The sequence below is a fragment of the Paenibacillus endophyticus genome (assembly GCF_014192395.1).
Taxonomy (GTDB): Bacteria; Bacillota; Bacilli; order Paenibacillales; family Paenibacillaceae; genus Pristimantibacillus; species Pristimantibacillus endophyticus.
The window spans coordinates 1-26,149 of record NZ_JACHXW010000012.1; the positions used below are offsets into that span (position 1 = coordinate 1).

At 45.7% G+C, this 26,149-nt stretch carries 20 protein-coding genes; 13 read left to right on the forward strand and 7 right to left on the reverse strand.

Features of this window, described 5'->3' with window-relative positions; translation table 11 throughout:
• Nucleotides 1-305: 305 nt before the first annotated feature.
• Nucleotides 306-815, forward strand: coding sequence for a hypothetical protein (locus FHS16_RS18700; RefSeq protein ID WP_183565940.1), 510 nt, complete (start codon nt 306-308; stop codon nt 813-815).
• Between the two features lie 87 nt (nt 816-902).
• Here FHS16_RS18700 and FHS16_RS18705 read toward each other — a convergent pair whose 3' ends face one another.
• On the reverse strand, nt 903-1,745 hold the full coding sequence (locus FHS16_RS18705) for an alpha/beta fold hydrolase (protein ID WP_183565943.1): 843 nt from the start codon (nt 1,743-1,745) through the stop codon (nt 903-905).
• A gap of 112 nt (nt 1,746-1,857) precedes the next feature.
• A complete protein-coding gene (locus FHS16_RS18710) occupies nt 1,858-2,757 on the reverse strand; it encodes a YihY/virulence factor BrkB family protein (RefSeq protein WP_183565946.1) in 900 nt (299 codons plus the stop codon).
• Nucleotides 2,758-2,909: 152 nt separating this feature from the next.
• On the opposite strand from FHS16_RS18710, the gene FHS16_RS18715 reads away from it, so the two are divergent.
• Together FHS16_RS18715 and FHS16_RS18720 are read left to right on the forward strand one after the other, a co-directional pair.
• Nucleotides 2,910-3,317, forward strand: coding sequence for a tellurite resistance TerB family protein (locus FHS16_RS18715; RefSeq protein ID WP_183566373.1), 408 nt, complete (start codon nt 2,910-2,912; stop codon nt 3,315-3,317).
• 163 nt (nt 3,318-3,480) lie between these two features.
• The gene (locus tag FHS16_RS18720; protein ID WP_183565949.1) at nt 3,481-4,122 is read left to right on the forward strand and encodes a Bax inhibitor-1/YccA family protein; all 642 of its coding nucleotides are present in this window, start codon (nt 3,481-3,483) and stop codon (nt 4,120-4,122) included.
• 51 nt (nt 4,123-4,173) lie between these two features.
• Here FHS16_RS18720 and FHS16_RS18725 read toward each other — a convergent pair whose 3' ends face one another.
• Nucleotides 4,174-4,389 (reverse strand): hypothetical protein, encoded by a 216-nt coding sequence (locus FHS16_RS18725; RefSeq protein ID WP_183565952.1) that lies wholly within the window; start codon nt 4,387-4,389, stop codon nt 4,174-4,176.
• 137 nt (nt 4,390-4,526) lie between these two features.
• On the opposite strand from FHS16_RS18725, the gene FHS16_RS18730 reads away from it, so the two are divergent.
• The 3 genes from FHS16_RS18730 to FHS16_RS32470 all read left to right on the forward strand — a co-directional run bounded on the left by FHS16_RS18730 (nt 4,527) and on the right by FHS16_RS32470 (nt 10,805).
• Nucleotides 4,527-6,323 (forward strand): SgrR family transcriptional regulator, encoded by a 1,797-nt coding sequence (locus tag FHS16_RS18730; RefSeq protein ID WP_183565955.1) that lies wholly within the window; start codon nt 4,527-4,529, stop codon nt 6,321-6,323.
• Between the two features lie 200 nt (nt 6,324-6,523).
• Nucleotides 6,524-9,148, forward strand: coding sequence for a family 14 glycosylhydrolase (locus tag FHS16_RS18735; RefSeq protein ID WP_376769683.1), 2,625 nt, complete (start codon nt 6,524-6,526; stop codon nt 9,146-9,148).
• A gap of 187 nt (nt 9,149-9,335) precedes the next feature.
• Nucleotides 9,336-10,805, forward strand: a complete 1,470-nt coding sequence (locus FHS16_RS32470) for an ATP-binding protein (RefSeq protein WP_183565959.1) — start codon at nt 9,336-9,338, stop codon at nt 10,803-10,805.
• Here FHS16_RS32470 and FHS16_RS18745 read toward each other — a convergent pair.
• Entirely contained in the window at nt 10,802-11,389 is a 588-nt protein-coding gene (locus tag FHS16_RS18745; RefSeq protein WP_183565962.1) for a response regulator transcription factor, read from the reverse strand. The two genes, FHS16_RS32470 and FHS16_RS18745, sit on opposite strands and share 4 nt — an antisense overlap.
• A gap of 749 nt (nt 11,390-12,138) precedes the next feature.
• Between FHS16_RS18745 and FHS16_RS18750 the strand changes: the two genes are divergently transcribed.
• From FHS16_RS18750 to FHS16_RS18775, 6 genes are all read left to right on the forward strand, one after another.
• Nucleotides 12,139-12,846: a hypothetical protein gene (locus FHS16_RS18750; protein WP_183565965.1), complete on the forward strand. Its 708-nt coding sequence runs from the start codon at nt 12,139-12,141 to the stop codon at nt 12,844-12,846.
• Nucleotides 12,847-13,010: 164 nt separating this feature from the next.
• The gene (locus tag FHS16_RS18755; protein ID WP_183565968.1) at nt 13,011-15,647 is read left to right on the forward strand and encodes a PAS domain S-box protein; all 2,637 of its coding nucleotides are present in this window, start codon (nt 13,011-13,013) and stop codon (nt 15,645-15,647) included.
• A 283-nt stretch (nt 15,648-15,930) separates the two neighbouring features.
• Nucleotides 15,931-17,037, forward strand: a complete 1,107-nt coding sequence (locus FHS16_RS18760; RefSeq protein ID WP_183565971.1) for a threonine aldolase family protein — start codon at nt 15,931-15,933, stop codon at nt 17,035-17,037.
• A 63-nt stretch (nt 17,038-17,100) separates the two neighbouring features.
• Nucleotides 17,101-18,003, forward strand: a complete 903-nt coding sequence (locus tag FHS16_RS18765) for a LysR family transcriptional regulator (RefSeq protein WP_183565974.1) — start codon at nt 17,101-17,103, stop codon at nt 18,001-18,003.
• A 107-nt stretch (nt 18,004-18,110) separates the two neighbouring features.
• Nucleotides 18,111-20,399 (forward strand): 5-methyltetrahydropteroyltriglutamate--homocysteine S-methyltransferase, encoded by a 2,289-nt coding sequence (gene metE / locus FHS16_RS18770; RefSeq protein WP_183565977.1) that lies wholly within the window; start codon nt 18,111-18,113, stop codon nt 20,397-20,399.
• 188 nt (nt 20,400-20,587) lie between these two features.
• A complete protein-coding gene (locus tag FHS16_RS18775; protein ID WP_183565980.1) occupies nt 20,588-21,718 on the forward strand; it encodes a WD40/YVTN/BNR-like repeat-containing protein in 1,131 nt (376 codons plus the stop codon).
• 66 nt (nt 21,719-21,784) lie between these two features.
• On the opposite strand, the gene FHS16_RS18780 is transcribed toward FHS16_RS18775, so the two are convergent.
• Nucleotides 21,785-22,633 carry a pentapeptide repeat-containing protein gene (locus FHS16_RS18780; protein ID WP_183566378.1) on the reverse strand — a complete coding sequence of 283 codons (849 nt, stop codon included), beginning with the start codon at nt 22,631-22,633 and terminating at the stop codon, nt 21,785-21,787.
• A gap of 272 nt (nt 22,634-22,905) precedes the next feature.
• Here FHS16_RS18780 and FHS16_RS18785 point away from each other — a divergent pair, with 272 nt between their 5' ends.
• Nucleotides 22,906-23,952 (forward strand): zinc-dependent alcohol dehydrogenase, encoded by a 1,047-nt coding sequence (locus FHS16_RS18785; protein ID WP_246431832.1) that lies wholly within the window; start codon nt 22,906-22,908, stop codon nt 23,950-23,952.
• Here the strand turns inward: FHS16_RS18785 and FHS16_RS18790 are convergent.
• Nucleotides 23,939-25,339 (reverse strand): extracellular solute-binding protein, encoded by a 1,401-nt coding sequence (locus FHS16_RS18790; protein WP_183565996.1) that lies wholly within the window; start codon nt 25,337-25,339, stop codon nt 23,939-23,941. The genes FHS16_RS18785 and FHS16_RS18790 overlap by 14 nt on opposite strands.
• 93 nt (nt 25,340-25,432) lie before the next feature.
• Nucleotides 25,433-26,035 (reverse strand): TetR/AcrR family transcriptional regulator, encoded by a 603-nt coding sequence (locus FHS16_RS18795; protein ID WP_183565999.1) that lies wholly within the window; start codon nt 26,033-26,035, stop codon nt 25,433-25,435.
• Between the last annotated feature and the right edge of the window lie 114 nt (nt 26,036-26,149).

Genomic DNA, 26,149 nt, shown 5'->3' on the forward strand with positions numbered 1-26,149 from the left:
GTTTGATTAACAACCGGCCCCGTAAATGTCTAGGGTGGAGGTCGGCTCACGAAGCTTTCATGGACGAGGTGTCGCACTTAGCTTGACAATTCGTCTTAAATAAAAGACTTAATATGTTTCACGCGATAAAGTATTCTTCTATATCTACGAGAAACGGATACCCTCCTCTTGCAGAGGACGGCGAAGCCGTTTCTTCTTGCAAATCATTTGTATCCTTTCTGTAACTTATTGAGCCCCGTTTTCGTTATATTGTATAAGTAAGCAGAATATAAATATAAACCATACCCAAAAGGAGCGTCAGCGCTATGAAAAAATTTGGAATGATCGCAGTTGTCGCGATAGCTTGTCTCACGGCCTTTAGCTTTGCGCCGACGGGAGGCCGTGAATATACACCGCTAGAGCAATCGTCGGATATGGAAAGCGGTTATATCGAGCAGGTGCAGGAGCGAGATGGCCACTACATTTTGTCCATTGACGGAATTGATTGGTTCGAAGGCCAAGAAGCCATTGCGCCGTTTCTTGAACGAGAAGGGGACTCCGAACTGGATGGACCACCGGACGACTACTATATTATTAATGACGAGAGCAGCCTGCACGACCTTCCCATTGCGGAGGATGCCGAGGTACTGATGCAAATCTACAACCGTACCGGCAATGCAGCCGAAGCGGATATCATTTGGAATGAGCCCATTTCAATAGAAACGTTTGTCAAACTGCTGAGCACAGAGGATGATCTGGATATCAAAAGCTTCCCTTATCATTTGACCGTTCAGAACGGTGAAATTACACGCATTGTTCAGCAATATGTTCCTTAACCGTATCGCTCAACGAACACAAAGAAAGGCTCAGGCCGCAGACATGGAAATTGACTGCAGCTTGAGCCTTTCTATTATTAGGGATAATCAATCTCTTCCGGCTTCGTAGATTTTTTGGGCAAGCATGGCCGGATTGGTTTTTGCCGTTGTCATATGGTCGCCATTTCCTTCTATATATCGGAATAGACCTAATCGGTTGGACATATGCGGATGCCAGCCGTATTCACTATTAAACTGAGGCAATACGTTATCCTCCGTCAAATAAATATAGCTTTTCGGAACGGCGAGGCTGTAAAATTTTTTGAGATCAAGCTTTTCGTAACTTGGTTTGGCGGATTCCGGGCTGATCTGATTGTAGATGTATTCGGCCATGCCTAAGCTGGCTAAATTAACGAAGGTGTCGCGAAATATCGGAAATGGCAGCAAAATCGTATCGTCAGTCGTGCTTTCTCTCAGCTGTTTGAATAAGGCCAAATATGCCGGCGGGAATTCATCGGCAACCATTTCACCGTCATTAAGTACGAAGGCATTCCAGAAAACAAGCCGTTTCAGTCGGTCTGGTATCTGCTGGGCTACCGTCTGCACGAGCGTGCCGCCAAAGCTATGGCCAACCAGCACGATATTATGCAGGTCTCGCGCGACGATGTCGTCTACGATCGATTGCGTTAGCATCGCATGTGTCACATTTTTATTCGTATAGGCTCCATGACCCGGATATTCCGGCACGAAGACGGTATGCCCCATTTTGCGAAGCTCGGCGGCTATTCCATCCCAGAAGCTCGTATCTGCCCAGGCTCCGTGGATCAAAACGAAGGTAAGCGGCTGTTCACTCGGTCTAGGGGCATAGCGAGCACATACAGGATAAACATTCGTATAGGGATGAGGATGGGGGTATGTCCAGGTCATCCACTCATGCTGATAGGGATACATGTTTAATTTCTCCTCGCATTCAGATACATCAGCATATGCCCATATGCCCGTATGCGTTCAAGCGTAACTGGCAAGCGAATATTGAACGAGGTTCCATCAAGCAAGCCATAGATCAGGTCAGGTTTATGTTTTTGCTTTTGTCGACAGGCAGCCGAAAGCTATGTCTGGCTGTTTTGGATTGCGGCGGCTTATTCCTCGCAGATGCGAGCGTTGCGTTGATCTCACCCCCAAGCATAATGAGAATCGAGCTCATGTAGAGCCAGATTAATAGAATGATCATTCCTCCAAGGCTTCCGTAGGTTTTTGAATAGTTCGAGAAATTGTTGATGTAAAATTGGAAAGAGATCGAAGTGATAATCCAACCAAAGGTTGCGAACAATGCTCCCGGAACCACCTCTTTAAGGCTTAACCTTCGGCTCGGCACGATCCAATACAACAAAGTGAAGGCACATGCCATTGCTGCAATTGGAATGAGGTATTTGATTATGCCCCATATCCATTGGAAGCCGCTCGGATAACTGAGCCATTCAAATAAATACTGACCGATCGCTTGACCGAATATGAGCATAACCATAACTAATATGATGACAACCACAAGAAAGACAGTAGCAAGCACGGAAATGCCGCGCACCTTCCAGAAAGGGCGTTGCTCCGCCACGTCATATGCTTTGTTGAGTCCTTTCATAATTGCGTTGATGCCGTTGGAAGCAGACCATATGGTAGCGATCATCCCGAAGGAAAGCAGAGTACCGCTGCTGTTGTCAACGACCTCGGAGAGAATTCCGCTGAGCGTATCGCTAGCTTCCGCAGGAAGCACCCGAATAAATTGTGCGATCACGCTATCGCCGGATAACTCGATAAAACCAAGCAAGCTGACCATGAAAATTAAAAACGGGAAAAACGATAGAATCAAGTAATACGTTAGTTGCGCCCCTAGTGCAGGAACGTCATCCTCCCGGAAACGACTGTAAAGGCATTTTATAAATTGTACCGCTTGTGACTTGCTTCTCATTTGTGGTCACGCTCCTTTTCCTATAAAATTAAACAGATCGACAACCGAGTTAAACAGCTGCATGCGAGAAAAGAAAAAAGAAGCTTGTAGGAAATGCTCAATCCATGTCGAATACGTTAACTATCAATTTAAATATTAAGGGAGTGGACCTATTGTTTTTGAATTTCATTCAGTCCAAAGAACATAAAATTGCATTTCTGGAGCTTGCCCATGTCGTCGCAAATGCTGACGGATACGTACATAAGAAGGAACAAAACTATTTGCAATCTTATATGAATGAAATGGATATTCAGCCCACGGAAGTTCAATTTACACCTGGCAAGCGGCTGACGGATATCGTCGGCAGCCTGAATGACGAGCATTTGAAAAATATCTTTTTCGCTGAAATCCTACTGCTCATCTACGCCGACGGCGATTACAATGATGATGAAAAGAAGTTGACGGAAGATTTAAAGAAACAGTTCGGGCTGTCGGACCAGACATACGAGACGATAAAGGATTGGGTTTCGCGTATGGATCAGTTGAAAATAGAAGGTCTTAAGCTCATTCTAAACACATAAACCATATAGCAGGACCATTTGCCAACCACCTTCATTTCTTTTCTAGCCATAAGAATGAAGGTTTTTTACTTTTATTGGCACGTTTATTTGAATGCTCTTTTTAATCACGTTTATTCATGGTATTATGGGGTCAAAATCACATCAATACGAGGAGAAAGAGAAGATGAGCTATAGTCAAACAAGCGGATACGGAAAGCCTATGCAAAAACTGATGTTAACGTTTTTCTTTGCCTTGCTTGTATCTATCGGCGGAATGCTGCTTGGAACGCTGCTGCCGCCTGTTGCAAGAATTCCTTTGTTCATATTGGAGCTTGCACTCATAGTCGGCATTATGTTTTTAAGAAAGTCCAAAGCGATCGGCTATTCATTAATGTATGCGTTTATGGCTGTTTCCGGAGCGACGCTTCAGTTCGCAATTAGTTATTACATAGCAACAATCGGAACCGCGGTCGTTTTGGAAACCGTTGGGGTAGCCATTCTTGTATATGCCGGGTTGGCCATTTATGCGACTTACTCGAAGGAGGATTTTCGTTTCCTCGGAGGGTTTTTGTTCGCATCGTTAATTGGATTAATTGTACTTGGTCTTATCCAATTTTTCGTTCCGTTTGTTGGCGTAATGGAGACGGTGTATGCGGGATTTGGCCTGCTGATCTTCATTGGGTACACGCTATATGACTTCAGCAGGATGTCGAAGGAAGGGTTCGATGAGCGCGAAATTCCGTTAATGGTCGTCAACATCTATCTGGATCTCGTGAACATCATTCTGTTCGCGCTTCGGTTCGTCAAATCCTTGCTTGATGACTAACTGGCAGCACAAAGGCTAATCTCGTTGTTGGAGATTAGTCTTTTTTTGTTGTTAATCGAAGCTGTTTCCATTTTGATTTGGAACGTTTTTTTTACGTTTACGGGCTTTCGCTCGCTTCTTGGATGAGGCGAGCTCAGAGAGCCATCTTCTTATTAATGAACGGTTTGCTGCCGTTCCATCCAGGAACTCGCCTCGCTTTACCCGAAGCTCCCATTCCCGTTCTTGCTCGTTCCAACGTTTCTCAGCGATATAGTCATGTGGTAACATCTCGTTTCCTCCTCAAGCCGTCTGTTTGGTGTACCTTAATTATGCAGTCGCGAAAAGGGGATAAAAAGAGTATAATCTGTTTCAGATATTTCCCCTTTTATTTGGAAGCGAAGTTAGGCAAGGAGGGCGCCAAGTTGTTGTCTCATGAACGATATCTGCTTTTATATATGAAGCACGCGAATGCGGAGGGAGCTGGGATCCCCATTCCGATAACGCTGGAGGAGCTCTCGGAGACGCTGCACTGCACGGAGCGGAACGTAAAGCTCATTCTCAAAAAACTTGGAGAAGACGGTTTTATCTCATGGACCGGAGGGCGTGGCCGTGGCAACCGCTCACAAATAACCTTTCTCCAGCCTAGGGAAAAGCTGCTGTATCAACTCGCGCAATTGACAGCGCAGAAAGGAGAATACAGGCTAGCCTTTGAGCTGATTGATCAGTTTGGGGAAGGAACCTCGGTGAGGAGCCAGTTCGCGAATTGGTTGAATGGACATTTCGGTTACCGCACCGAGAAGGTCGATGACCAAGATGCGGATATATTGCGTCTGCCCGTTTATCGGCCCATTCTGACGCTGGATCCGAAAGATCTTTATTATTCCTTCAGCGCGCATATGGTTAAGCAGCTGTTTGATTGCTTGGTTCGGTTCGACCGTGCGGCTGACCAAATCGTCCCCGCACTTGCTCATGCTTGGGAGTCCAATTCTCACGGCACGGAATGGACGTTTCACCTTCGCAAAGGGGTGTTCTTCCACCACGGTAGGGAATTAACTGCAGATGACGTGGCCTATTCGCTCAACCGTCTTCAAGGAAGCAGCGCTTCCGGGTGGTACGTACGGTCCGTTGCCCGAATAGAGATCAAGAACAAACGAACGGTCAAAATTACGCTGGAGAAGCCCAATTGGTTGTTTCCGCGGTTCCTTTGCTCGCCTGGATTGTCCATCGTCCCCCATGAATTAGTCGAGCAGGATGATCATTTCTGGGAGCATCCGGTAGGAACAGGACCATTTCACTTTATGGAATGGACTGCTGACAGATTTACAATGGCTGCAAATACACAGTATTTCGGCGGTCGGGCTCATCTTGATGGCGTTGTCATCGTCATTATGCCGGAGAATACATTCGAATATTCGAAGAGCTGGGAGCAATTGCTGGTCGATCATGACCTTAGGGAAAAAGAACCGAAGCACGGCTGGCAAAAAATCGAATCCGTTTGTAACGGGTGCAGCCTATTAACTTGGAATTTAGGCAAGCAGGGCATCCATCAGTCAGCAGACTTCCGTCAAGGGATTGACCTGCTCATCGACCGTTCACGTATGATTCGAGAGCTTGGAGAGGACCTGATCTATCCTGCACGAGGGTTTCATCCGAATGACCTAGCAGCCAGCTGGGAGGATCGCGGGGATATCGAACTTGCCATCGAGCTGATTCGACAATCAGGTTATGATGGGACGGCAATTCGCATTTGCACGTATGGCATCCATGAGCAGGATGCATTATGGCTTAAACAGCATTTGGCCGTGTATGGCGTAAATATTACCGTACAGGTGGAAACATGGGAAACCATTCGCGAGCCTCATATTCTCCGCAACGCAGACTGTCTCTTATACTGTGTCGTTTTCGCGGAGGACGAGGTATGCTTTATCGAGCTATATGAGCAGACCGGTAATTTCTTAAGAACACATTTGGACCCGAAAATCAGCGGCTGGGTGAAGAACACGATCGATGACGCTCTAGCCAGCAAGGAATATGTGAATCTTTGGCAGCGTTTGCTGTCCATAGAAGCCAAGCTGAAGCAAGAGCATATGGTCATTTTCCTGCTGCACAAGAAGCTCAACACCTACTATAATCCAAATATCAAGGGAGTAGGGGTAAACTCGCTTGGTTGGATTGATTTAAAAGATATATGGTTGGAGCAAGCAAGCGAGCCATCGTCTTAGGTTCCTAATAGATAATAGACGCCAATAAGCATATAAAAAACGTTAGGGCTTCTGCTTGCAACTTGAGCAGAAGCTCTATTTTGTGCAGAGTAGACAAAATATTCCACCTTTTAGTACAAGGAATTGCGTGTTCAATCATCATGAATCCTTTTAAGATGAACTTGTAAGGGATTACGAAAATATAAGAAAACAGGAGGCTGATCGTATTGTATGCAAGAAACACGATTTGGAGGAAGGTTTGTTTATTTGGATTAAGTGCCGTGATGTTCTTATCCACGTTCTTCGGTTCCTTTACCGGGGCCGCAAGCGCTAATGTAGCCAATGATTTTCAAGCATCGGTAATGGCACCATTAACGAAAATAACCGATTGGAACGCTTTTAAGAACCAATTGATTACGCTGAAAAATAACGGGGTTTACGCTTTAACGACTGATGTTTGGTGGGGGGACGTAGAAGCTGCAGGAGACAACCAATTTGATTGGAGCTATTACAAAACGTACGCGAATGCAGTCATTGAATCGGGTTTGAAATGGGTTCCTATTCTATCGACGCATACCTGTGGCGGCAATCCCGGAGATGATTGCAACATTCCGATTCCTTCTTGGTTATGGAGCAAAGGGACAGCCGATGAAATGAAGTACAAAAGCGAAAGCGGCTACGTCAACAATGAAGCCATATCGCCGTTCTGGAGCGGAATTGCTACGCAATACAATGAACTTTACGCCTCATTTGCCCAAAACTTCGCAAGCTATAAGCCCGTCATCTCCAAAATCTATCTAAGCGCCGGCCCGTCAGGCGAGCTGCGCTACCCATCCTATTATCATTCCGCAGGCTGGAGCTATCCTTCACGAGGGAAGTTCCAAGTGTACACCGACACAGCAAAAACGGCTTTCCGAACAGCTATGACGACCAAATACGGCTCCTTAACGGGGGTAAACCAAGCATGGGGGCTGCAATTAACGAATGTTAGCCAAATCAACCCACCGTCAGATGGCGATTCCTTCTATGCCACAGGAGGTTATCAAACAAATTACGGTAAGGATTTTCTAGCATGGAATCAAAGTGTGCTTGAGAATCATCTAGGCGTCATCGGTGAGGCAGCACATACACAGCTAGATTCGACATTCGGCGTTCGAATTGGCGCCAAAATCTCAGGCATCCATTGGCAGATGAACAACTCATCAGCTCCGCATAGCGCAGAGCATGCGGCGGGTTATTATAATTACAATGGCATTATCCAAAAATTCAAAGACAGTGATTTGGATTTAACGTTTACCGCGCTGGAGATGTACGATAGCGGTACGGCACCAGCATATTCACAGCCTTCGACTTTGGTTGACACAGTTTCCTCGATTGCGAATGTGAAAGGCGTACGCTTGAATGGGGAAAATGCTTTGCCGACCGGCAGCTTCCAGAAGATTGAAGAACAGATCATGAAATGGAGCTATAACGGCTTTACGCTGCTTCGCTTAGCAAATGTCGTTAATCAAGATGGCTCGCCTACAGGCAACCTGGCAGGCTTCAAGCAGTATGTCATCAATCATGCGGGTCCTATCGTGCAGCCAGGCGACAACCAAGTGACGATTTATTACAAAAAGGGATATGCCTCGCCTTTTATTCATTATCGACCGACAGGCGGTATATGGACGACGGCACCTGGCCAGCCAATACCAAATTCTGAAATAGCCGGCTATTCCAAAATAACGATCGAGATTGGATCTGCGATCCAATTAGAAGTAGTCTTCAATAATGGCAGCGGTACCTGGGACAGCAACAATATGCAGAACTATCTCTTTAACGAAGGGGTGTTCACCTTCATGCCGAGCACTAACGGAACGGCAGGCGTGATCACAGCAGGAGCCCCGCAAGGAATAGACACGACAGCGCCAAGCACGAACACCGTAACCGTTTATTATAAAAAAGGATTTGCAACGCCATATATCCATTACCGGCCAGTTGGAGGAACGTGGACCACGGTACCCGGTACGGCAATGCCAAACGCCGAAATCAGCGGTTATGCCAAGCTGACGATCAATATTGGAACAGCAACCCAATTGGAGGCCTGCTTTAATAACGGGAGCGGTACATGGGATAGCAATCAATCACAAAACTACCTTTTCAGCACAGGGATTTGGACGTATACTCCGGGTGCTAGTGGCGCAACTGGCATGATTACGGCTGGACCAACTCCAAATCCAGATACCACAGCGCCAAGTGCACCAAGCAGCTTAGCTGTCACAGGTAAAACGGATTCCGCTGTTACGTTAAGCTGGACGGCATCCACCGATACGGTAGGCGTCACGGGTTACGAGCTTTGGCGTAACGGAGCCAAAGTGGCAACGACGCCTTCCACAAGCTATTCACATACTGGTCTGTCTGCAGCAACTGCCTATAGCTTTTCAGTTAAAGCATATGATGCAGCAGGCAATGTATCGGATGTTAGTAACGTCATATCCGAAACGACTAATCCAGTCACAGTGGGGAACAGCGTCACGATATATTACAAGAAGGGGTATGCAGCGCCATACATCCACTACCGCCCGGCAGGCGGAGCCTGGACGGCTGTACCCGGCAAGCCTATGGCTGATTCCGAGGTTAGCGGCTATGCCGAAATAACGATTGCCCTCGGAACAGCAACCCAGCTCGAAGCGGTGTTCAATAACGGCAGCGGCACTTGGGACAACAACAATGCGCAAAACTATCTCTTCAACGCAGGGCTTCATGTATATACCCCGAATACAAATGGCACGCCTGGATCTATCTCACAGCCAGCAGAATTCCCCCCAGCTAACACTGGGGGCGTTTCGCTGTTCGGCACCGACTGAAGCAAACGAAGCCTCAATCCTTTCATCACAGACTCGTTTAACATTACATGCTTGATTTGCCGATATAATATACATTGGCGGATCGCGATATAAGGATCATCATAAATCGGGTTTAATTAAATAAAGGATATTTTTGCTGCAGCGCGAATTCATACGTAAATATAAAAATCAAGGTAGGAGGGTAATCGTGAATGTCCTATATATACTCATGTTCTTATCTTTATGGACAATGGGTATCGTTTTTCTTCGTTATAGCTTTAAACGTAATGTTTGGATTTCTTTTACCCTGATTACAGGGGGGATGGCGAGCTTTACCTTTTCCATACATTTAACGATTATGCCTTTTATTCTTCCTTATGAATGGCTAAATCCCTTCTGGAGCACCTTCGTCTTTCATCTCAGCGTATCGGCGATGACCATCTATTTCTACTTGTTTCCGCTTGCAACAAGTATGGGCGGCTTATGGATGGGGGCTTTGCGATCTTCAAAAGTGAAGTGGTTACTAAGCGCGGTGTTAGCTCTGCCGGCATTCATCCTGCTGGCATTACATCTGGTTCGTGAGCCATGGAACAGCTTTGATATTCGTACATTTCGTTGGTGGAGCGGCGCCTATTTTTTTCTAGGTTACCTTTTCTATCATGCTGCTTATCTCCGTGAGAAGGACCATCTCTTAAAAAGAAACAAGAGAAGGGCAGCTTTTTTATTTTCGTTCGGTACGTTATGGGCTTTTGTTTCCGATTTTATCGGCTTCCGCAAGTTAACGCTGGAGGAATGGCATTTTACTTTGGAGAGTAACGGAGCGTGGCAGCTAAATGTGGTCATCATTTTGGGTCTCGTAGCAGTTATTATCTATTATAGCGTCAAATACGGTTTTCTCGGCGTGAAACTTCGAATTGAGCGCGAGAAGCTGGATTCATCCATGCGCGCCTTAACGATGGGGGTATCTATTCTAAACCATTCCATTAAAAATGAAATTCAAAAAATCGATTACTTAACGGAAAAAACGCAGAGCTTTATACATAACGGACAGACTGAAAAGTCACTCCAATCCATCGAGCAAATTCATGCAGTAACCGCCCATCTGCTGAGCATGGTCAACCAAATCAAGGATAAGGCAGATGATATTATCATTAATGAAATGCCTATTCAGCTTCAGCAGCTCTTCGCATCCGTTATCATGCCGATGCAGCCGCTATTCGATAGGCGTGCAGTTATCATTCAATTTCCCGATGGAAATAGTGGCATATTGAATGGCGATTCCGTTCATATCAAGGAGGTATTGTCCAATTTGCTGCAGAATGCAGTCGATGCGATGGAAAACGAGGGAGGTATGATTATACTTCGGTCAATCACGACCAAACGAAATTTCATCATCGAGGTTAAGGATAACGGATGCGGAATACCGAAGGAGCAGCTCTCCAAAATTTTCGAGCCTTTCTACACAACCAAAAAAAACACCAGCAATCATGGACTTGGGTTATCTTATTGCGCTGCGGTTATGCGAAAGCATGGCGGTATGTTATCGATTGCAGATACGGAAATCGGGGAGGGCACGACTTTCCTGCTCCAATTCCCCATGAATCGCTATACTCCTATCGAACCTACTAACCCTAAAGTCGTCAACGTACTTGCTTCAACGCAAAAACCCGCAACTTAATCACCGCGGAAATGAGTTAGTTTGTTTTTGATGCTTTTTAGTTGTGATTTGATCGTGTTGGTTGATTTATGGAGCTTATCCGATATTTGCTGTTTACTAAGGCCTTCCTTGCGCAATTCAAAAACTTCACGTTCCATAGGCGATAATTCCATGAGTTGAATTTCACTTCGCATAATCCGTGCTGCGTCCGCATGAATCGTAGAACGGTCTTGGTAGGCTTCACGGATGGCCCGAACAATATCCTTGTAGCTTTGCTTCGTAATGTAATTAAGAGCGCCAATCTGGAATGATTTCATAATAATCTCACGTTCGGTTAAGGATGTCAGCATGATGACCTTTACTGTATCCGTGTCGATACGCGAGAAAATTTCCTTCATGGCATCTAAGCCATCTAGATTATTGCCAGTTAAATTAATATCCATCAAAATAATATCAATTGATTCCCGAAGTGCCGTGTCTACAGCAGACTCCCTTGTGGAAACTACGGCAACGACCTCAATATCCAGTTCTTCTGCCAAATCCGAGCTCAAGTTCTGCTGCCAAAACGGATCATCTTCTACAAGCATAACGCGTATGCGGCTCATGTAAATCCCCTCCAACTGCAGTAGCTGCATTTCAGTATTAGTATAACAAACTATAAATTGATGCGGCTAGGGTGAACTTTTTTCACCCTGTTCCGTATGCCTGGGGTGAAAAAAGTTCATCCTGCACAGATGAGCGAATTAAAAGATATACTTCGAAATATAAGAGGTGAGCGGATGAGTCTTACTCTTACCATGCCTTACATTTCGAGGAGATGACCAAGATGAACATCATAAATGCAATCCATTCAGAATTAAAATGGGACTTTACTAAAGCAGTCCCCTTTCTAACATACATGCTGCGTAAGCTTACAGCCTATAATAGAAGAACGTTTATTGGGCATAACACCCATGATAAACGATCGGTTCTTTCATCCACTGCTTCGAGAGCATCTGACTCCATAATCAATTCGGCTTCCATCAGACTCATTATTGACGAATGGCTAAATCAATAGAAAAACGAGGAGCAAGCCTAAAGTGAAGAGTTGGCTATTCCAACTCGTCATCTGTTAGAAAAGCAATGATAACGCACCTGAATATCGTGAATGATAACAAGCAGCTCCGTTCATCATGTGAACATGGGCTGCTTCTTTTTGACATGTACAAACTCATTCAAATACGTCATTATATACGGGTACTTAATTAGGCGCTTCTTGTTTCATCATGCATTAATAAAGGACATAGATTCACTAAGCTCGCTCGATGGTAAGAAGAATGCATGAGATTTAAAGGTATGGAGAGGGGCAATTGAGATGGACTGGTTATTTATTGTGGTATATGGCGTACTTATTGGCATCGTGGTAGAAATCGCTGCTGCACTGCTTATTATGACGGGCCTTGATCATAAAATTGCCCGATTTCAAGCCGTTTCCATGCTCACAGCAACTGGATTTACGACCAAAGAATCAGAGCTGGTTCTGCGCCATCCTTTCCGAAGACGGATTGCAATTTTCTTAATTGTGTTCGGCGTGTTTTCGTTCGCGGTTATCATTTCCTCGCTAAGCAATATTCTTGCACAGAGCTTTCGTGTCTATCAGCTCGGCATGGTAACAGCTGCGCTTGCAATTGTTCTTCTTTTTCTAAAGAATAAACGTATTGCAGCCTATTTAACGCAAAAAACAGAGCATCAATTAGAAAAAGTATTCGAGCTTCATGAGCTTCCTGTTCATGAAGTGCTCTATATCGATGAAAAGCGTGACATTTTCACGGAAGTCATTATTCATGGGAATTCCACTTTTAATGGGCGGCAATTGGTGAGCATTATGCAAGAAACTAATGATCTTAACATCCTATTTATTCTAAGGGAAAATAAAAAGCTGCGGAAGTGCGATATAAAAATCAAAGCAGGCGATCATTTATATGTCTATGGGGACAAGCAGGAAATTGAGAACCTTTTCGAAGCGGAACTTGAAAACAAACAGAGGAGAATCGAGAAAGAAGACGAAATAGTCACATTGTAAAAGGGTGATGGCGTCCCGTTCGTATGCCCAATTGGATAACTTCACCATATTTTCTCTCGATTATCTGTTGAAATTCCTCTCAATTCTGTGTTGAAGTAGTATACTAGGAACTAGTAGAGAATGATGCAAAAAAATAAGGAAAAATCGCGATTGGAGGCGTTATATTGCAACATTTTGTCAATCAAACAGATTTTTACTCGCAAGCTTGCGCTTTAGCTCCAATTGGAATGGCTATGCTAACTTCAGAAGGCGCGTTTCTTTATGTGAATCAAACCGGATGTGAAATCATCGGGTATACGCAGTCTGAGCTTGCGCTTTTGAACCTAACGGATATGATTGGACGCGAAGAAGGGTTGGCATTAAAGCAGGATATGAATGAATCTATGTTTAATGGACATTCATTATTTGCTAAAGAGGTACTTTTCATTGAGAAAAACGGCAATGCCAAATGGATGGATTTGAAGCTGACTTTCATTCGTGATGATAACAAGCATGAAACTCCTTTTTTCATTGCATATATGACTGATATAACCGATAAAAAGGCAAATGAGCTGGAATGGCTTGCCATCAAAGAAGATTATGATTTAATTACTGGGAATGTACTGGATCTCATTTCTTATATCACGCCTGATGGCATAACCCGCTACATTTCGCCATCTGTGCGTGACTTGCTCGGATACGAGCCGAAAGAGCTGATTGGTAAAACGAATTTCGAGCTTTACCATCCGGATGATTTTGAAATGCTGAAATCCTCACCTTTATCGGATCCAGACGTGCTGACATACAGGGTTCGTCATCAAGATGGCCGATATCTATGGTTTGAGACGACGTACAAAGCCGTAAAGGATGAATCAGGCAACGTTCAGAAGCTCATCGGTATTGGCCGAGATATTACCAATCGCAAAAATCATGAAGATAGCTTGGCAGCCGCACAAAATATCGCCATGCTTGGCAGCTGGGAATGGGACATTGCGAAGCAACTGTTTACGATGTCCGAGCATTGCTATAAAATATTCAACTTGGATACGAAGCAACCTGTACAAAAGGATGAGCTGATCTCACTTATTCATCCCGACGATCAGAATAAATATAGAACGGCTTTCAATGATGCTTTGGAAGGATTGCCTTTCAATCACGAATTCCGGCATTTGCAGGCTGATGGGAAAATTAAATTTTTGAATATACGTGTCGCAGTCAACTTTGACGACAATGGGAATCCGGTTAAAATGCTGGGTACAACACAGGATATAAGCGACCGAAAGAGAATAGAGCTGAATCTGGAAGAAAGCGTGCAGCGGTACACATCCCTGAAAAAATATAATCATGATGCCATCATTTCCATAGATCTGAACGGAAACATTATAAATGGCAACCCGGTTGCAGAGCAGTTGACTGGATATCCAGTTAAACAGCTGATTGGATTGAGCATTTCCACCGTAATCGGTATGGAAAATTATAAATCGTTGCTTTCCGATAATAAGGATTATACGATCGTTGAACGAAGCATAGACAAGATCAGCCACAGCAGTGGGCATTCTGTTGAAGTATTAGCAACAGTTGCGCCAATTATTGTCAATAAAGGGCTGGTAGGCTATTACCTTATCATGAAGGATATTACAGAACAGAAGAATCTGCTCATTGCAAAAGAAACAGCCGAAAAAATGAACAAAGCCAAAAGTGAATTTCTAGCGATGATGAGCCATGAAATTCGTACCCCAATGAACGGGGTCATTGGTATGACTGACTTATTGCTTCAGACGACGGAGCTTGATGAGCAGCAGCTGGAGTATGTCTCTATCATTAGCAAAAGCGGCGAAACATTGCTCAGGCTTATCAATGATATTCTGGACCTGTCCAAAATAGAGTCAGGCAAGACTGAGCTGCAAGTCGAGCCTTTTCAAATAAGAGAATGCATTGCCGAAACGCTTGATCTGCTTACGCATAAGGCACTAGAGAAAAATTTGGAGCTAATCATTAACGTAAATCCAAATGTTCCTGAACTCGTAATCGGCGATTCTAATCGAATGAGACAGGTTTTGATTAATTTAATTGGCAATGCCATTAAGTTCACCTATTCTGGCGGCGTTACCATTACTGTTCAGTGCTTATCTTCTGATTTCAACCAGGTGCGATGTCAATTTACGGTGTCAGATACAGGAATCGGTATTCCGCTAGCAAGACATCATCAATTATTTGACCCTTTCTACCAACTAGAACATTTCATGACTCGGAAACAGGAGGGCAGCGGGCTTGGACTCGCCATTAGCAAACGGCTTGTTGAGCTTATGCATGGGGAGATATGGGTGGAGTCCGCTGAAGAAAAAGGGGCTACTTTTCATTTTACAGTTGTACTTCAGGTTGAAAATAACCATGCTGTTTTACATCCAGACAGCAAAAACAACATAGTCGAATCCGAGCTGCACTCCATTAAGGTGTTAATAGCCGAAGATAATGAAGTGAACCAGCTTGTGTTGACAAGGATGCTTGATAAATTGGGGATCGTTTCGGTAAAAACCGCTTTAAACGGGAATGAGGTTATTCAAGCGGCTGCCTATGAGACTTTCGATATCATTTTCATGGACATTGAGATGCCTGAGATGAATGGCGTTGAAGCGACCCGTGTACTGAAGGAGACGTTAGAGTCTAAGAAGTGTCCTTATATCATTGCTGTTACTGCCAACGCGTTATTAGGAGATCGGGAGAAATATCTGCAAACGGGAATGGATGATTACATCAGCAAGCCGCTTACAATTGATAGCATCTCTGAAGCACTAAAGAAGTTCAACACGATACGGACATAACAGCTTTATCATTCATAAGAAGGCTCCTAGCGGGTGAGCCTTCTTTCTTACTTTCTTGCTGATTGCAGCTTCCTACCGTGCTTGTTCCTAATGAGTGTGATCACAAATAAGCAGGGGACTAGCAAATATAAATCCTAAACCGATATTCGCATATATGCTGGTTAATAAACGGATATGTTCTAAATCCTTGATTAGGCATTCAGCGACAACAAACAAGCCCAGAATCGTAATAAGGCTGTATGATACAATAATAGTAAGCATTTTACAGAAGGAGTATGAACCGATGAGTAATGGTACAACAACGCTGGCTGTTGCTTTTGAAAAGGCAGCTTATCCGCTTGGCGGTCACGGCAAAAGAAACGCGGATGTTTTGAAAGAAGCTTTTAGGGAGATTGAGGGCAGCCTCGTTAGCGATATGTATGGAAAAGGCAGCGTCATTGAGGATTTCCAGCAGCAAATGGCTGAGCAACTTGGCATGGAATCTGCTGTGTTTTTCCCGAGCGGGACGATGGCACAGCAGATTGCGCTTAGAATCTGGAGCGACGAGGCAGGCATTAGACGGGTGGCCTATCATCCGCTATGCCATTTGGAGATCCATGAGGAGGATGGTCTAAAGGAGCTTCATCATATCGAGTGCGTCCTGCTAGCGGATGCTAATCGGCTGATTACCCTTGCGGACATCAAAGACATGCAAGACGAAATATCATGCCTGCTCCTTGAGCTTCCGCAGCGAGAAATTGGCGGGGAGCTGCCGTCCTTTGACGAACTTGCAGCTATATCCGCATACTGCCGATCCAACCAAATAAAGCTTCATCTCGACGGAGCAAGATTGTTTGAAATTACGCCGTATTATCAGAAATCAGCCTCCGAAATTTGCGCTTTGTTTGATAGCGTGTATGTGTCTTTTTATAAAGGAATCGGGGGAATCGCTGGCGCTATTCTTGCAGGAAGCAGCAGCTTTACCGAAAAGTCGAAAGTATGGAAAAGACGTCATGGCGGCGATCTTATCAGCCTCTATCCTTATATTGTCAGCTCGAATTACTATTTCCAGAAAAGAATCAGGAAGATGACACAATATTATGATGGTGCCAAAGAGCTCGCGATGCTGTTTAATCAATGCACAAAAGCCGTAACCAAGCCGGGCATGCCTCAGTCCAATATGTTTCACGTTCATTTCGGAGTAAGCAAGGCCGTGCTCGAGCCTATTCTCATTGGTATATACGAGGCGACTGGCGTCGGGCTTATCCATGCGCTTCGCGAATTAGGGGAGAAGAGCTGTTACTGCGAGATCAGTATCGGAGATCGGTACGCTGAAGCGCCTTTAGCACAAGTGAAAGCTGCCATGCAAATGCTCGATCAACAGCTTTCGAACGTGGACAATGTGGAATAGAGCCATACCATCTCGCAGCATCAGCCTAATGAGCCTTCATTTCTAATTGAGAGGAGCAAGCCCTTGACGTTACAGCAATTAAAATATGTGATCGAGGTCGCCAACCGCGGCTCGATCAACGAAGCCGCCAAGCGCCTGTTTATTTCGCAGCCCAGCCTATCCAACGCCATAAAGGATCTCGAGGAAGAGCTGCAGCTCGATATTTTTGACCGATCGAACAAGGGAATCACCTTGTCCAAGGAAGGCGTGGAATTTTTAAGCTATGCCAGGCAAGTTGTCGAACAAGCGGAACTGCTGGAAAGCCGTTATTTTAACGCAAAGCCCTCGCCGCAGCATTTCTCGGTGTCCACGCAGCATTACGCATTTGCGGTTAACGCGTTCGTTAGCTTAATCAGAGAATACGGCCATGATGAGTATGAATTGACGCTGCGCGAGACAAAAACCTACGAAATTATTGAGGATGTCAAAAGCATGCGCAGCGAAATCGGTATTTTATATTTGAATGAGTTCAACGGGAAGGTCATAAACAAGCTGCTCAAAACGGCAAATTTGCAATTTACCAGCTTATTTCAAGCCAAGCCTCATATTTTTATCAGCATCAAAAATCCGCTTGCCCAGCAATCCATGGTTACGATCGAGCAGCTGCAGGATTATCCATATCTTTCCTTTGACCAAGGCGAATACAATTCCTTTCATTTCTCGGAGGAAATCCTCAGTACGATTTCGCATAAGAAAAGCATTCGCGTGAATGACCGGGCTACGCTCTTTAATTTACTGATCGGCTTGAACGGGTATACCATATCAACAGGCGTGCTAAGCAAAGACCTGAACGGAAACGAAATTATTCCCGTGCCATTGGACTGCGAAGAGACGATTAACGTGGGGTGGATTTCCCAGAAAAACGCGGCTCTCTCCAAGCTTGGCGCTGCTTATATTGATGCGCTAATTACGGCTACCTCCAACTAATACTCTGGTATAGCTAACGGCTATAACTAGATATAGTTTAATACAGTTACACTATATCCACTCAACCATGTTATCTTTCTAGTAACAAGTTGCAGAGGAGCTTTCACATGACAAAAAGCAGTGTACTCGGGTACCCCCGTATTGGTGCAGATAGAGAATGGAAAAAAGCGCTTGAAGCCTTTTGGTCAGGCAAACTGGAGGAAGCGGACTTTGTCCTTCAGCTGCAAGAGATTCGTTTGAGCCATCTGCGCAAGCAAAAAGAAAAAGGCATTGATCTGATTGCAGTCAATGATTTCAGCTATTATGATCACATTCTGGATACGGCAACAATGTTCGGCATGATTCCAAAACGGTTTACATATAACGGCGGTGTTGTGCCTTTATCCCTCTATTATGGCATAGCACGAGGTACAAAGGATGCTACCGCAAGCGAAATGACCAAATGGTTCAATACGAACTACCACTATATCGTTCCAGAGCTAGATGGCGCGGCGCCAACCCTTACCGAGAACAAACCGCTACAAGCTTACCGCGAAGCCAAAGAGAAGCTGGGCATTGAAGGAAAACCTGTCATTGTTGGCCCGCTTACCTTCCTAAAGCTGTCCAAAGGCTACAATAAAGCTGAAACGGATGCTTGGTTAGACCGTTTGGTTCCGCTCTATGTGCAAATCTTGCAGGAGCTGGCTGCCGAAGGCGTGCAATGGGTACAGATCGATGAACCGATTCTGGTAACGAAAGCTTCGCAAGAGGATATAAACAGACTGAACCGCATCTTTGCTGCTTTCTCGGCTGCAGTGCCGAATTTGAATATAATGCTCCAAACTTATTTCGAATCCGTTGACCACTATGAAGACATCGTTGCGCTGCCTGTGAAAGGCATCGGTCTGGATTTCGTACACGGCTTGTCAGCCAATCTTGCATCCATTCAGAAGCTGGGCTTCCCGGCAGACAAAGTACTTGGCGCCGGCGTTATTGACGGCCGGGGCATATGGAAAGCATCGCTTAACGAGAAGCTTGCTCTCATCAATCAGCTATCCCAAGTAGTGGGCTCCGATCGCTTAATTATTCAATCATCGAGCAGCCTGCTGCACGTTCCTGTTACGGTTAAGAACGAGCAGAAGCTGCCTGAAGAGCTCAAAAACGCTCTCGCTTTTGCCGACGAAAAGCTTGATGAGCTTGTGCTTCTTACAAAAGCAGTTTCTCAAGGCGCGGGCAGCTATGCGGCAGAACTGGAAGAAAATGAACGTTCCGTTCAAGCGTTGAAGCAATCCGGCGAAAGAAACCGCAATGACATTCAGCAGGCAGTCGCTGCAATCAGCGCGAAACAGCCTGTTCGCAGCCTGCCATTCGAGAAACGTCATGCCGTTCAAGAGCAAAAATGGCAATTGCCGATATTCCCTACAACGACGATCGGAAGCTTCCCGCAATCCGCCGAGGTTCGCAAAGCCCGTCAACAATGGCGTAAAGGCGAGTTGGACAATGAGCAATATGCACAGTTCATTCGCGATCAAATTGACATTTGGATCAAACTGCAAGAGGAAATCGGTCTTGACGTCCTTGTTCATGGTGAGTTCGAACGGACTGACATGGTAGAATTTTTCGGCGAGAAGCTTGCTGGATTTGCTTTCACTCAGTTTGGCTGGGTACAATCCTACGGCTCGCGCTGCGTGAAACCGCCTATTATTTATGGCGATGTAGCATTCGAAGAGGCGATGACCGTTGAGGAAACGAAATACGCGCAAACCAAAACAGCACGTCCCGTAAAAGGCATGCTTACAGGCCCGATTACGATTATGAACTGGTCTTTCGTGCGCGACGATATTTCACGTGAGCAGATTGCTTACCAGCTTGCATACGCGCTTCGTCAAGAGGTCGAAGCTCTTGAGCAAGCAGGCATTGGCATGATCCAAGTCGATGAGCCGGCCGTACGCGAAGGTTTGCCGCTGAAAGAGGAAGACCAAGCCAATTATTTGGCATGGGCGGTCAAAGCGTTCCGCATGACGACGTGCACCGTACAAGACACCACACAAATCCATACCCATATGTGCTATTGCGAATTCCATGACATGATTGGATCCATCGAGGATATGGATGCTGACGTTATCTCGATTGAAACGTCGCGCAGTCACGGCGAGCTGATCCACAGCTTCGAGCTTAACACGTATAAGCTGGGAATCGGCCTTGGCGTATATGATATCCATAGCCCCCGCATACCTCATGTCGATGAGATGACTAGCATGATTGATCGTGCTTTGCGCGTCCTCGATCCGAAGCTGTTCTGGATTAACCCGGACTGCGGACTTAAAACACGCGGCTACGAAGAAACGGTTGCTTCTCTCAAAAACATGGTCGAAGCAACCGAGCTGGCTCGTGCAAAACATGCACAATCCGTATAATGATTAGCTTTATGGCTGTCTCAATCGTCATTTCCATGACGTGAGACAGCCTTTTTTTTGCCGCCTTAGCAGGTCATCTTGTGTTGGGTCAATTTAATCTGTCTGATTAATCGATTCGTTTGCGTCCATCAAGGGTATCTTATGATATGCATGCTTGACGACCAACATTGAGACTGGAGGAACATCAAATGAGAATCATTCCGCTTAAATCAGGATTGGCTGCTGCTGCGCTTGCGGTTGGATTAACGGCTGCGGCGCCATTCACACAAGCAGCAGGAAGCGTTGGCGCTACAGAGTTGTTCAACGGAACGCCGGCAGGAGATACAAGCTACCATTTCAGCGAAATTCAATTTTTAAACGGGACGACAGGGCGCGCGGCAGGAAACGGTTTCCTAATTGGCACTTCAGACGCTGGTTCATCCTGGCAGTCAATTTATAAAGGAACCTGGCAATTTGCGCAGCTTGATTTCATTTCCAATACGACAGGCTGGGCACTGGCAAAATCGGCAGCAGGAGGTACGAATGCGCTGATTCAAACGACGAATGGCGGAAGTACCTTCACGAAAATTCCAACAGGTGGCATCGCTTTAGAACGAATCCGATTTCTTGATGCTAAAAACGGCTTTGGATATACAAGAGCTTTTGCTTATAGGACCGCAAATGGCGGTAAAACATGGACTAAAATAGCCACTCCGCCAAATACGCGCTACGCGGAGTTCTTGAACTTGAAACAGGGCTGGGCATTAGTCGTTGTGCCTGGCTTCGGATATACGCTGTCACGTACGACGGATGGAGGCAGCAGCTGGACTACTAAGCTTAGCGTGAAGTCTAGCGAGATAAGCGGAGGAGCGCTTTATGTGAGCGGTAGCGAGGTTTGGGCGAGGTTTAATGGCGGCGTAGGCATGTCCCAGCAATCTTATTCCCTATATGCGTCTGCTGATAATGGTTCGAGCTGGCGGAAAGTGATCAGTCAGGCAACCGCAGGGGGAGGACCTGCGCCAGGAGCAGCGGCCGGTATTGTGAAAGAGGGACCAGCCTCTCCCGGCGGTCATGTCAGCAACCTTGAACTCGTTGACGGCGCTGCTATTCTCGGCGGATTTTCTCCGGTTGGTGAGCAAATTGGAGTAGGCCGCTCACTGGACCGCGGCAAAACGTGGGCAAATCTGAAACCGATTAAAGGTTTCGAGAACGTGATCTCTTTTACGACCAAAAACCAAGGCTGGATGGCAGACACTAGCGTTTCAAGCCCATCCTTATACAGTACAGGCGATGGCGGCAAAACATGGACCAAAAAGCTCAGCATTCCAGCAGATAATTAGAAATGCAGCCGAATATGCAAAACGACTGAAGCCAATATGAGCTTCAGTCGTTTTGCTGTTGAAAACCTAGTTGGCCCAGTGAGTAGGACGGTACAGCGTTGGCGGCAGCTTTGTATGTGCATCGCCTTTTGCCGCATTAAGCTGAACCTGCGTTAGAAATAGACTGTCCGTTAAATCAGCGCCTCGGATATCTGTATCGCGGAAATCAGCACCGATCAGGTCAGCCGAGCGCAAGTCAGCATCTCTTAAGTCTGCCGCGATGAGGTAAGCGCCTCTTAAATTGGCTCCAAGCAGACTCGCTCCTCTAAGCTTCGCCCCCATAAGATCAGCTCCGCGACCATACTTCTTCTGTGGCTTTCTCGACTTCTGAGCTTGCCCGCTGGCAGCTCGAGCCCGGACAAGCTCACTAGTTTGAAGCAGTAGTGCATTCACCATTGCGCGGTGGGCGGAAACCTCCAGCTTAATCAGTTCATCTGCATGAAGAAGCGTAAGTCGCTCCGTTTCGTCATATGCTTGTCTTAGATCATGCCGGATGGGATGAGCTGATTCCAGTCTCATTGCTTCGGCTAAGTACCATAACAGCTCTTGCAGCTCCCACATGATAGGAAAGACCTCGAACATTTGCTGTGCGTTATCCGGCGATTGTCGCCAGTGCTTGCCGCCGAACGTATGATTGGATACCTTCTGTCCAGCTCCAAAGCAATCATAGACGGTGCAACCCCGAAATCCTTTTTTTCTCAATGAATCATGAATGCCGCAGCGAAAGTCCGCCTGCAGATTGCTGCATGGCTGACCCGCATGTTTATCTTCGGCAAAGTCCACAGAAGCTGAGTAGGGTAAAGAAACGCAGCATAATCCGAAACAATTCTCGCAATCTCCCTGTAAGGGATTATTGTGGTTGATCGAGCCCTGCATGGTTGATGGATTGTCAGTCAATGTGCAACCTCCAGTAATATCGTGACCATATCGTTCCTATACGGACTACGCATGATCGAGAATAAGAGAGAAAGTGATATCTGTCCTTCTATCATATTATGAGCCAAATTTCCCGTCAATCCGGTGGAGATGCAGATTCACGTATTGTCCATGTTGATAAAAAAGGTTTGACAGCTTCAATATAAGCGAATACGATATTGATATGATCCAGATATGAACCAATATTCCAATACGGAAAGCAGGCATCCAAAATGAAGGTCGAACGCATGAAAGCAGCGGTTTCAATAAGTGGAAAGATAGAAATAATCAACCAGGAATTTCCGCACCTAGAAGCAGGCATGGTATTAATCGAAACCCACTATTCGGCCATTAGCTCAGGTACTGAGCTTCTCTTAAAAAACAAAAAAACGGATTATCCGATTCCGCTTGGCTACAGCGCGATGGGGTATGTGCGTGAAGTAGGGGAGGGAGTAACGCATGTTCGAGTGGGACAGCGCGCAGCTTGCTATGGTTCTCCATATGTAAAGCATGCGGAATGGTTGGCGATACCGAAGCATCTGGTCGTCCCGCTGCCGGATGAATGCCGGTCATCGGATGCGGCCTTTGTCGGAATTGGCGCGATCGCCATTCATGCGCTGCGCCAGTCTGACCTTCACTTCGGGGAAACCGTAATCGTTGTCGGCTTAGGCATTCTCGGGCAAATTGCCGGGCGAATTGCTGAAGCTTCCGGTTACCGGCTTATCGGCTTCGATCTTCTGGAAGAGCGCTGCAGCAATCTCTCGGGATCAGGCGTCGAGCATGTGTACAGCGAAGAGGGCAAGGTTCAAAACGCCATAGACGAGATGACTCAGCGGCAAGGGGCTGATGCCGTCATCATCTGCGCGAACGGTGCCAACCCCGGCATCATTAATCAAGCGCTGCGCTGGATTCGAGATCGTGGCAAGGTTATCATAGTCGGTGATGTCGGCATGAGCTTTGACCGGGAATTGATGTTCAGCAAAGAGGCCCAAATCTTCATTTCGCGTGCGGGAGGCCCAGGAAGATACGACAACAGCTACGAACGCGAGGGAGCCGATTATCCGATTGGATACATAAGATGGACGGAAGGACGGAATATGGCTGAATTCATCCGTTTACTGTCGGAAAAACGTATTTCGATAGAAACGCTCATCACGCATGAGATGAATTTAACCTCACTATCACAAGCATATGAGCTGCTTCGTGAATCGCCTCGCTCGGTGCTCGGCGTGCTTGTTCATTATGAACAGGGTTCGGGAGCGGCAGCTAATCCAGAGTGAACGCAATAGCTTCAAGCTCATCCTCCAGCTTACGAAATGCCGAATCGAAGTCCTCAAGGCGCGCCCAATACAGCTTGAAATTGCGTTTTATGATTTCCAGCTCGGATAACGTAATGTTCATGTCTGAATAGGTTTGGAAGGTAGGAATAATATCCCTGTACATGTGAAAGCGGGAAGGTCTATTCAGCAGCTCCTTGCCAGTCCACTCTGCGACTGGCTTGCTGCTTGGAATGCTGAGAGAATGCTGGCGAATATGCTGCTGCGCTTCATTCGATACCAAATAGTGAAGCAGCGTATGGGCTGCTGCTTTATTGCTGCTGGATCGATTAATCGACAGACCGATTGTCAGCAATTGCGTTCTCGCCTCCTCCAAATAGGGCAGTGGAGCTAAATCATACTCGAACTCAGCATGGCGCAGGTGGTTCAAGCTATAATAGCTCGTTATGATCATAGAAGCCTTTTGCTGTAGGAAAAACAACTGGCTATCGGAATCATTCTCTGACATATGCGGCATTTCCGGATTCAATCCTTCAAAGAGTCGCAAGCTCATTTGCATCGCATCACGAAACCTCTTGTTATCCACGATAAGTTTTCCTTCCGGGCTGCGATCGAATACGACCTTATTTTGCAGCAGAAACAACGGCCAACGATTATTGGATTGCAAATGAAAAAACAAGCCCATCCGCTCATGTTTTATCGTTAATGCTTTTGCTGCTGTTTGTACATCAGACCAATGCCAGCCGCTGTCCGGCTCTGGCATCTTTTTTTCTGCGAAATGGTGTTTGTTATAGCATAAGATGATCGGAGAGAAGGTTAACGGCTGGACATAAACATGACCAGCTTGAATAAAAGACTGCAATAGGAATGGATACGTTTCCGCATTTGGTTGAAGCGGTTCCAGCATGCCTGGCAAAGCTCCTTGATCCAAAGCGACGCCGAAATGATGCGTATTTAAAGTTAGGAGATCCAGCTCATCGCGTTCCATCGCCTCCTGCGGATTCGCGGCGAGCAATGACTCGGAGATCGGAACCATTTTAACCTCAATGTAAGGAAAGCGCTCCCTAAAGAGCGCAATCAGCTGTGATAGATTAACCTCCAGCATTAGCGTAGGATAATATCCGAACTTAAGCGTTATTCCGCTGCTAGCCCCTGTTCCGACAACTCTGGTGCCGATTCGAGGCACCTTCTCAATCATTTCCTGCTCTAGCAGCTTATCGAGTCCTTTGCGTACTGAATTTTTGCTTAGCTGGTATTGTTCCACGAGTGTGAGCTCCGAAGGCAAGAAGTCACCGGGCTGAAGCTTCCCGTTAATAATATCAGCGCTCAGTGCTGAAATCATATCTTCCAGCCTGCTGCGAAAGGTCGATCGTCTAGGTTTTTCCGTCATTCCTTGTATCCTCCAAGCGTGCGATTATAAGAAAAGTGGTATATGTCTGGGCTATATTATAATGCAAATGTAAATTATATCCATTTGGTTGCCTTATCGGTTTAATCTAATGGCTGTTTTGGCTGCGGCCGGGCGCCAATTGATCATTTTCACCAATTGCTCCTGCATATAGGCCGAGGAATGCTTGAAATCACTTTCTACCCAATAAAAGACAAGCCCGACTAAAGCATGGATGGAATAAATGGCGTGCAGCTCGCTATCAATCCCGTTATCCAATTGAATCAGCTCTTCCTGCGTAATTTTTTTCAAGGCTGAAAACATTTTTTCTCTAATATTCGATAATACGTCGCTTTTTAAGAGAATGGAATAAATGGAGGCATGTTGATAGATATGGTCAAAAATCATGACTGATTTCGCAGGCAGCTCATCAATTCGGAACAGCTCAACGTTCTCGTATGGAGCCCGAAAGGAACGAAGCAAATCCTGAATGAGTCCCGAGATGATTTCGTCAAGCAGCGCTTCTTTGCTCTCATAATTCGAGTAGAACGTCCCTCTATTATAATTCGCTACCTCCACAATTTCCGTAATCGAAATGGAAGTGAATGGTTTGTTTGACATCAATGACAGCAGTGCTTCTCGTAAAGCTTCTCTGCTTCTTATAATTCGCCGATCTATTTTTTTATTATTTTCGGTCAAGAGGATCACTTCCTATCCACGTTTTCGAACAAAATCTATTACTTTGTATAGTAGATAACAAATACGTCTTTTTTGCTGATTGTTTATCGATTCCGTATTTGATTATACTCGAAG

Excerpts from the sequence above, each read along its gene's own strand:
- FHS16_RS18720 (WP_183565949.1), top strand. The coding sequence starts at position 3,481 with ATGAGCTATAGTCAAACAAGCGGATACGGAAAGCCTATGCAAAAACTG.
- FHS16_RS18785 (WP_246431832.1), top strand. The coding sequence starts at position 22,906 with ATGAAGGTCGAACGCATGAAAGCAGCGGTTTCAATAAGTGGAAAGATA.
- FHS16_RS18710 (WP_183565946.1), bottom strand. The coding sequence starts at position 2,757 with ATGAGAAGCAAGTCACAAGCGGTACAATTTATAAAATGCCTTTACAGT.
- FHS16_RS18750 (WP_183565965.1), top strand. The coding sequence starts at position 12,139 with ATGGACTGGTTATTTATTGTGGTATATGGCGTACTTATTGGCATCGTG.
- FHS16_RS18705 (WP_183565943.1), bottom strand. The coding sequence starts at position 1,745 with ATGTATCCCTATCAGCATGAGTGGATGACCTGGACATACCCCCATCCT.
- FHS16_RS18760 (WP_183565971.1), top strand. The coding sequence starts at position 15,931 with ATGAGTAATGGTACAACAACGCTGGCTGTTGCTTTTGAAAAGGCAGCT.
- metE (WP_183565977.1), top strand. The coding sequence starts at position 18,111 with ATGACAAAAAGCAGTGTACTCGGGTACCCCCGTATTGGTGCAGATAGA.
- FHS16_RS18775 (WP_183565980.1), top strand. The coding sequence starts at position 20,588 with ATGAGAATCATTCCGCTTAAATCAGGATTGGCTGCTGCTGCGCTTGCG.
- FHS16_RS18745 (WP_183565962.1), bottom strand. The coding sequence starts at position 11,389 with ATGAGCCGCATACGCGTTATGCTTGTAGAAGATGATCCGTTTTGGCAG.
- FHS16_RS18790 (WP_183565996.1), bottom strand. The coding sequence starts at position 25,339 with ATGACGGAAAAACCTAGACGATCGACCTTTCGCAGCAGGCTGGAAGAT.
- FHS16_RS18700 (WP_183565940.1), top strand. The coding sequence starts at position 306 with ATGAAAAAATTTGGAATGATCGCAGTTGTCGCGATAGCTTGTCTCACG.
- FHS16_RS18780 (WP_183566378.1), bottom strand. The coding sequence starts at position 22,633 with ATGCAGGGCTCGATCAACCACAATAATCCCTTACAGGGAGATTGCGAG.
- FHS16_RS18725 (WP_183565952.1), bottom strand. The coding sequence starts at position 4,389 with ATGTTACCACATGACTATATCGCTGAGAAACGTTGGAACGAGCAAGAA.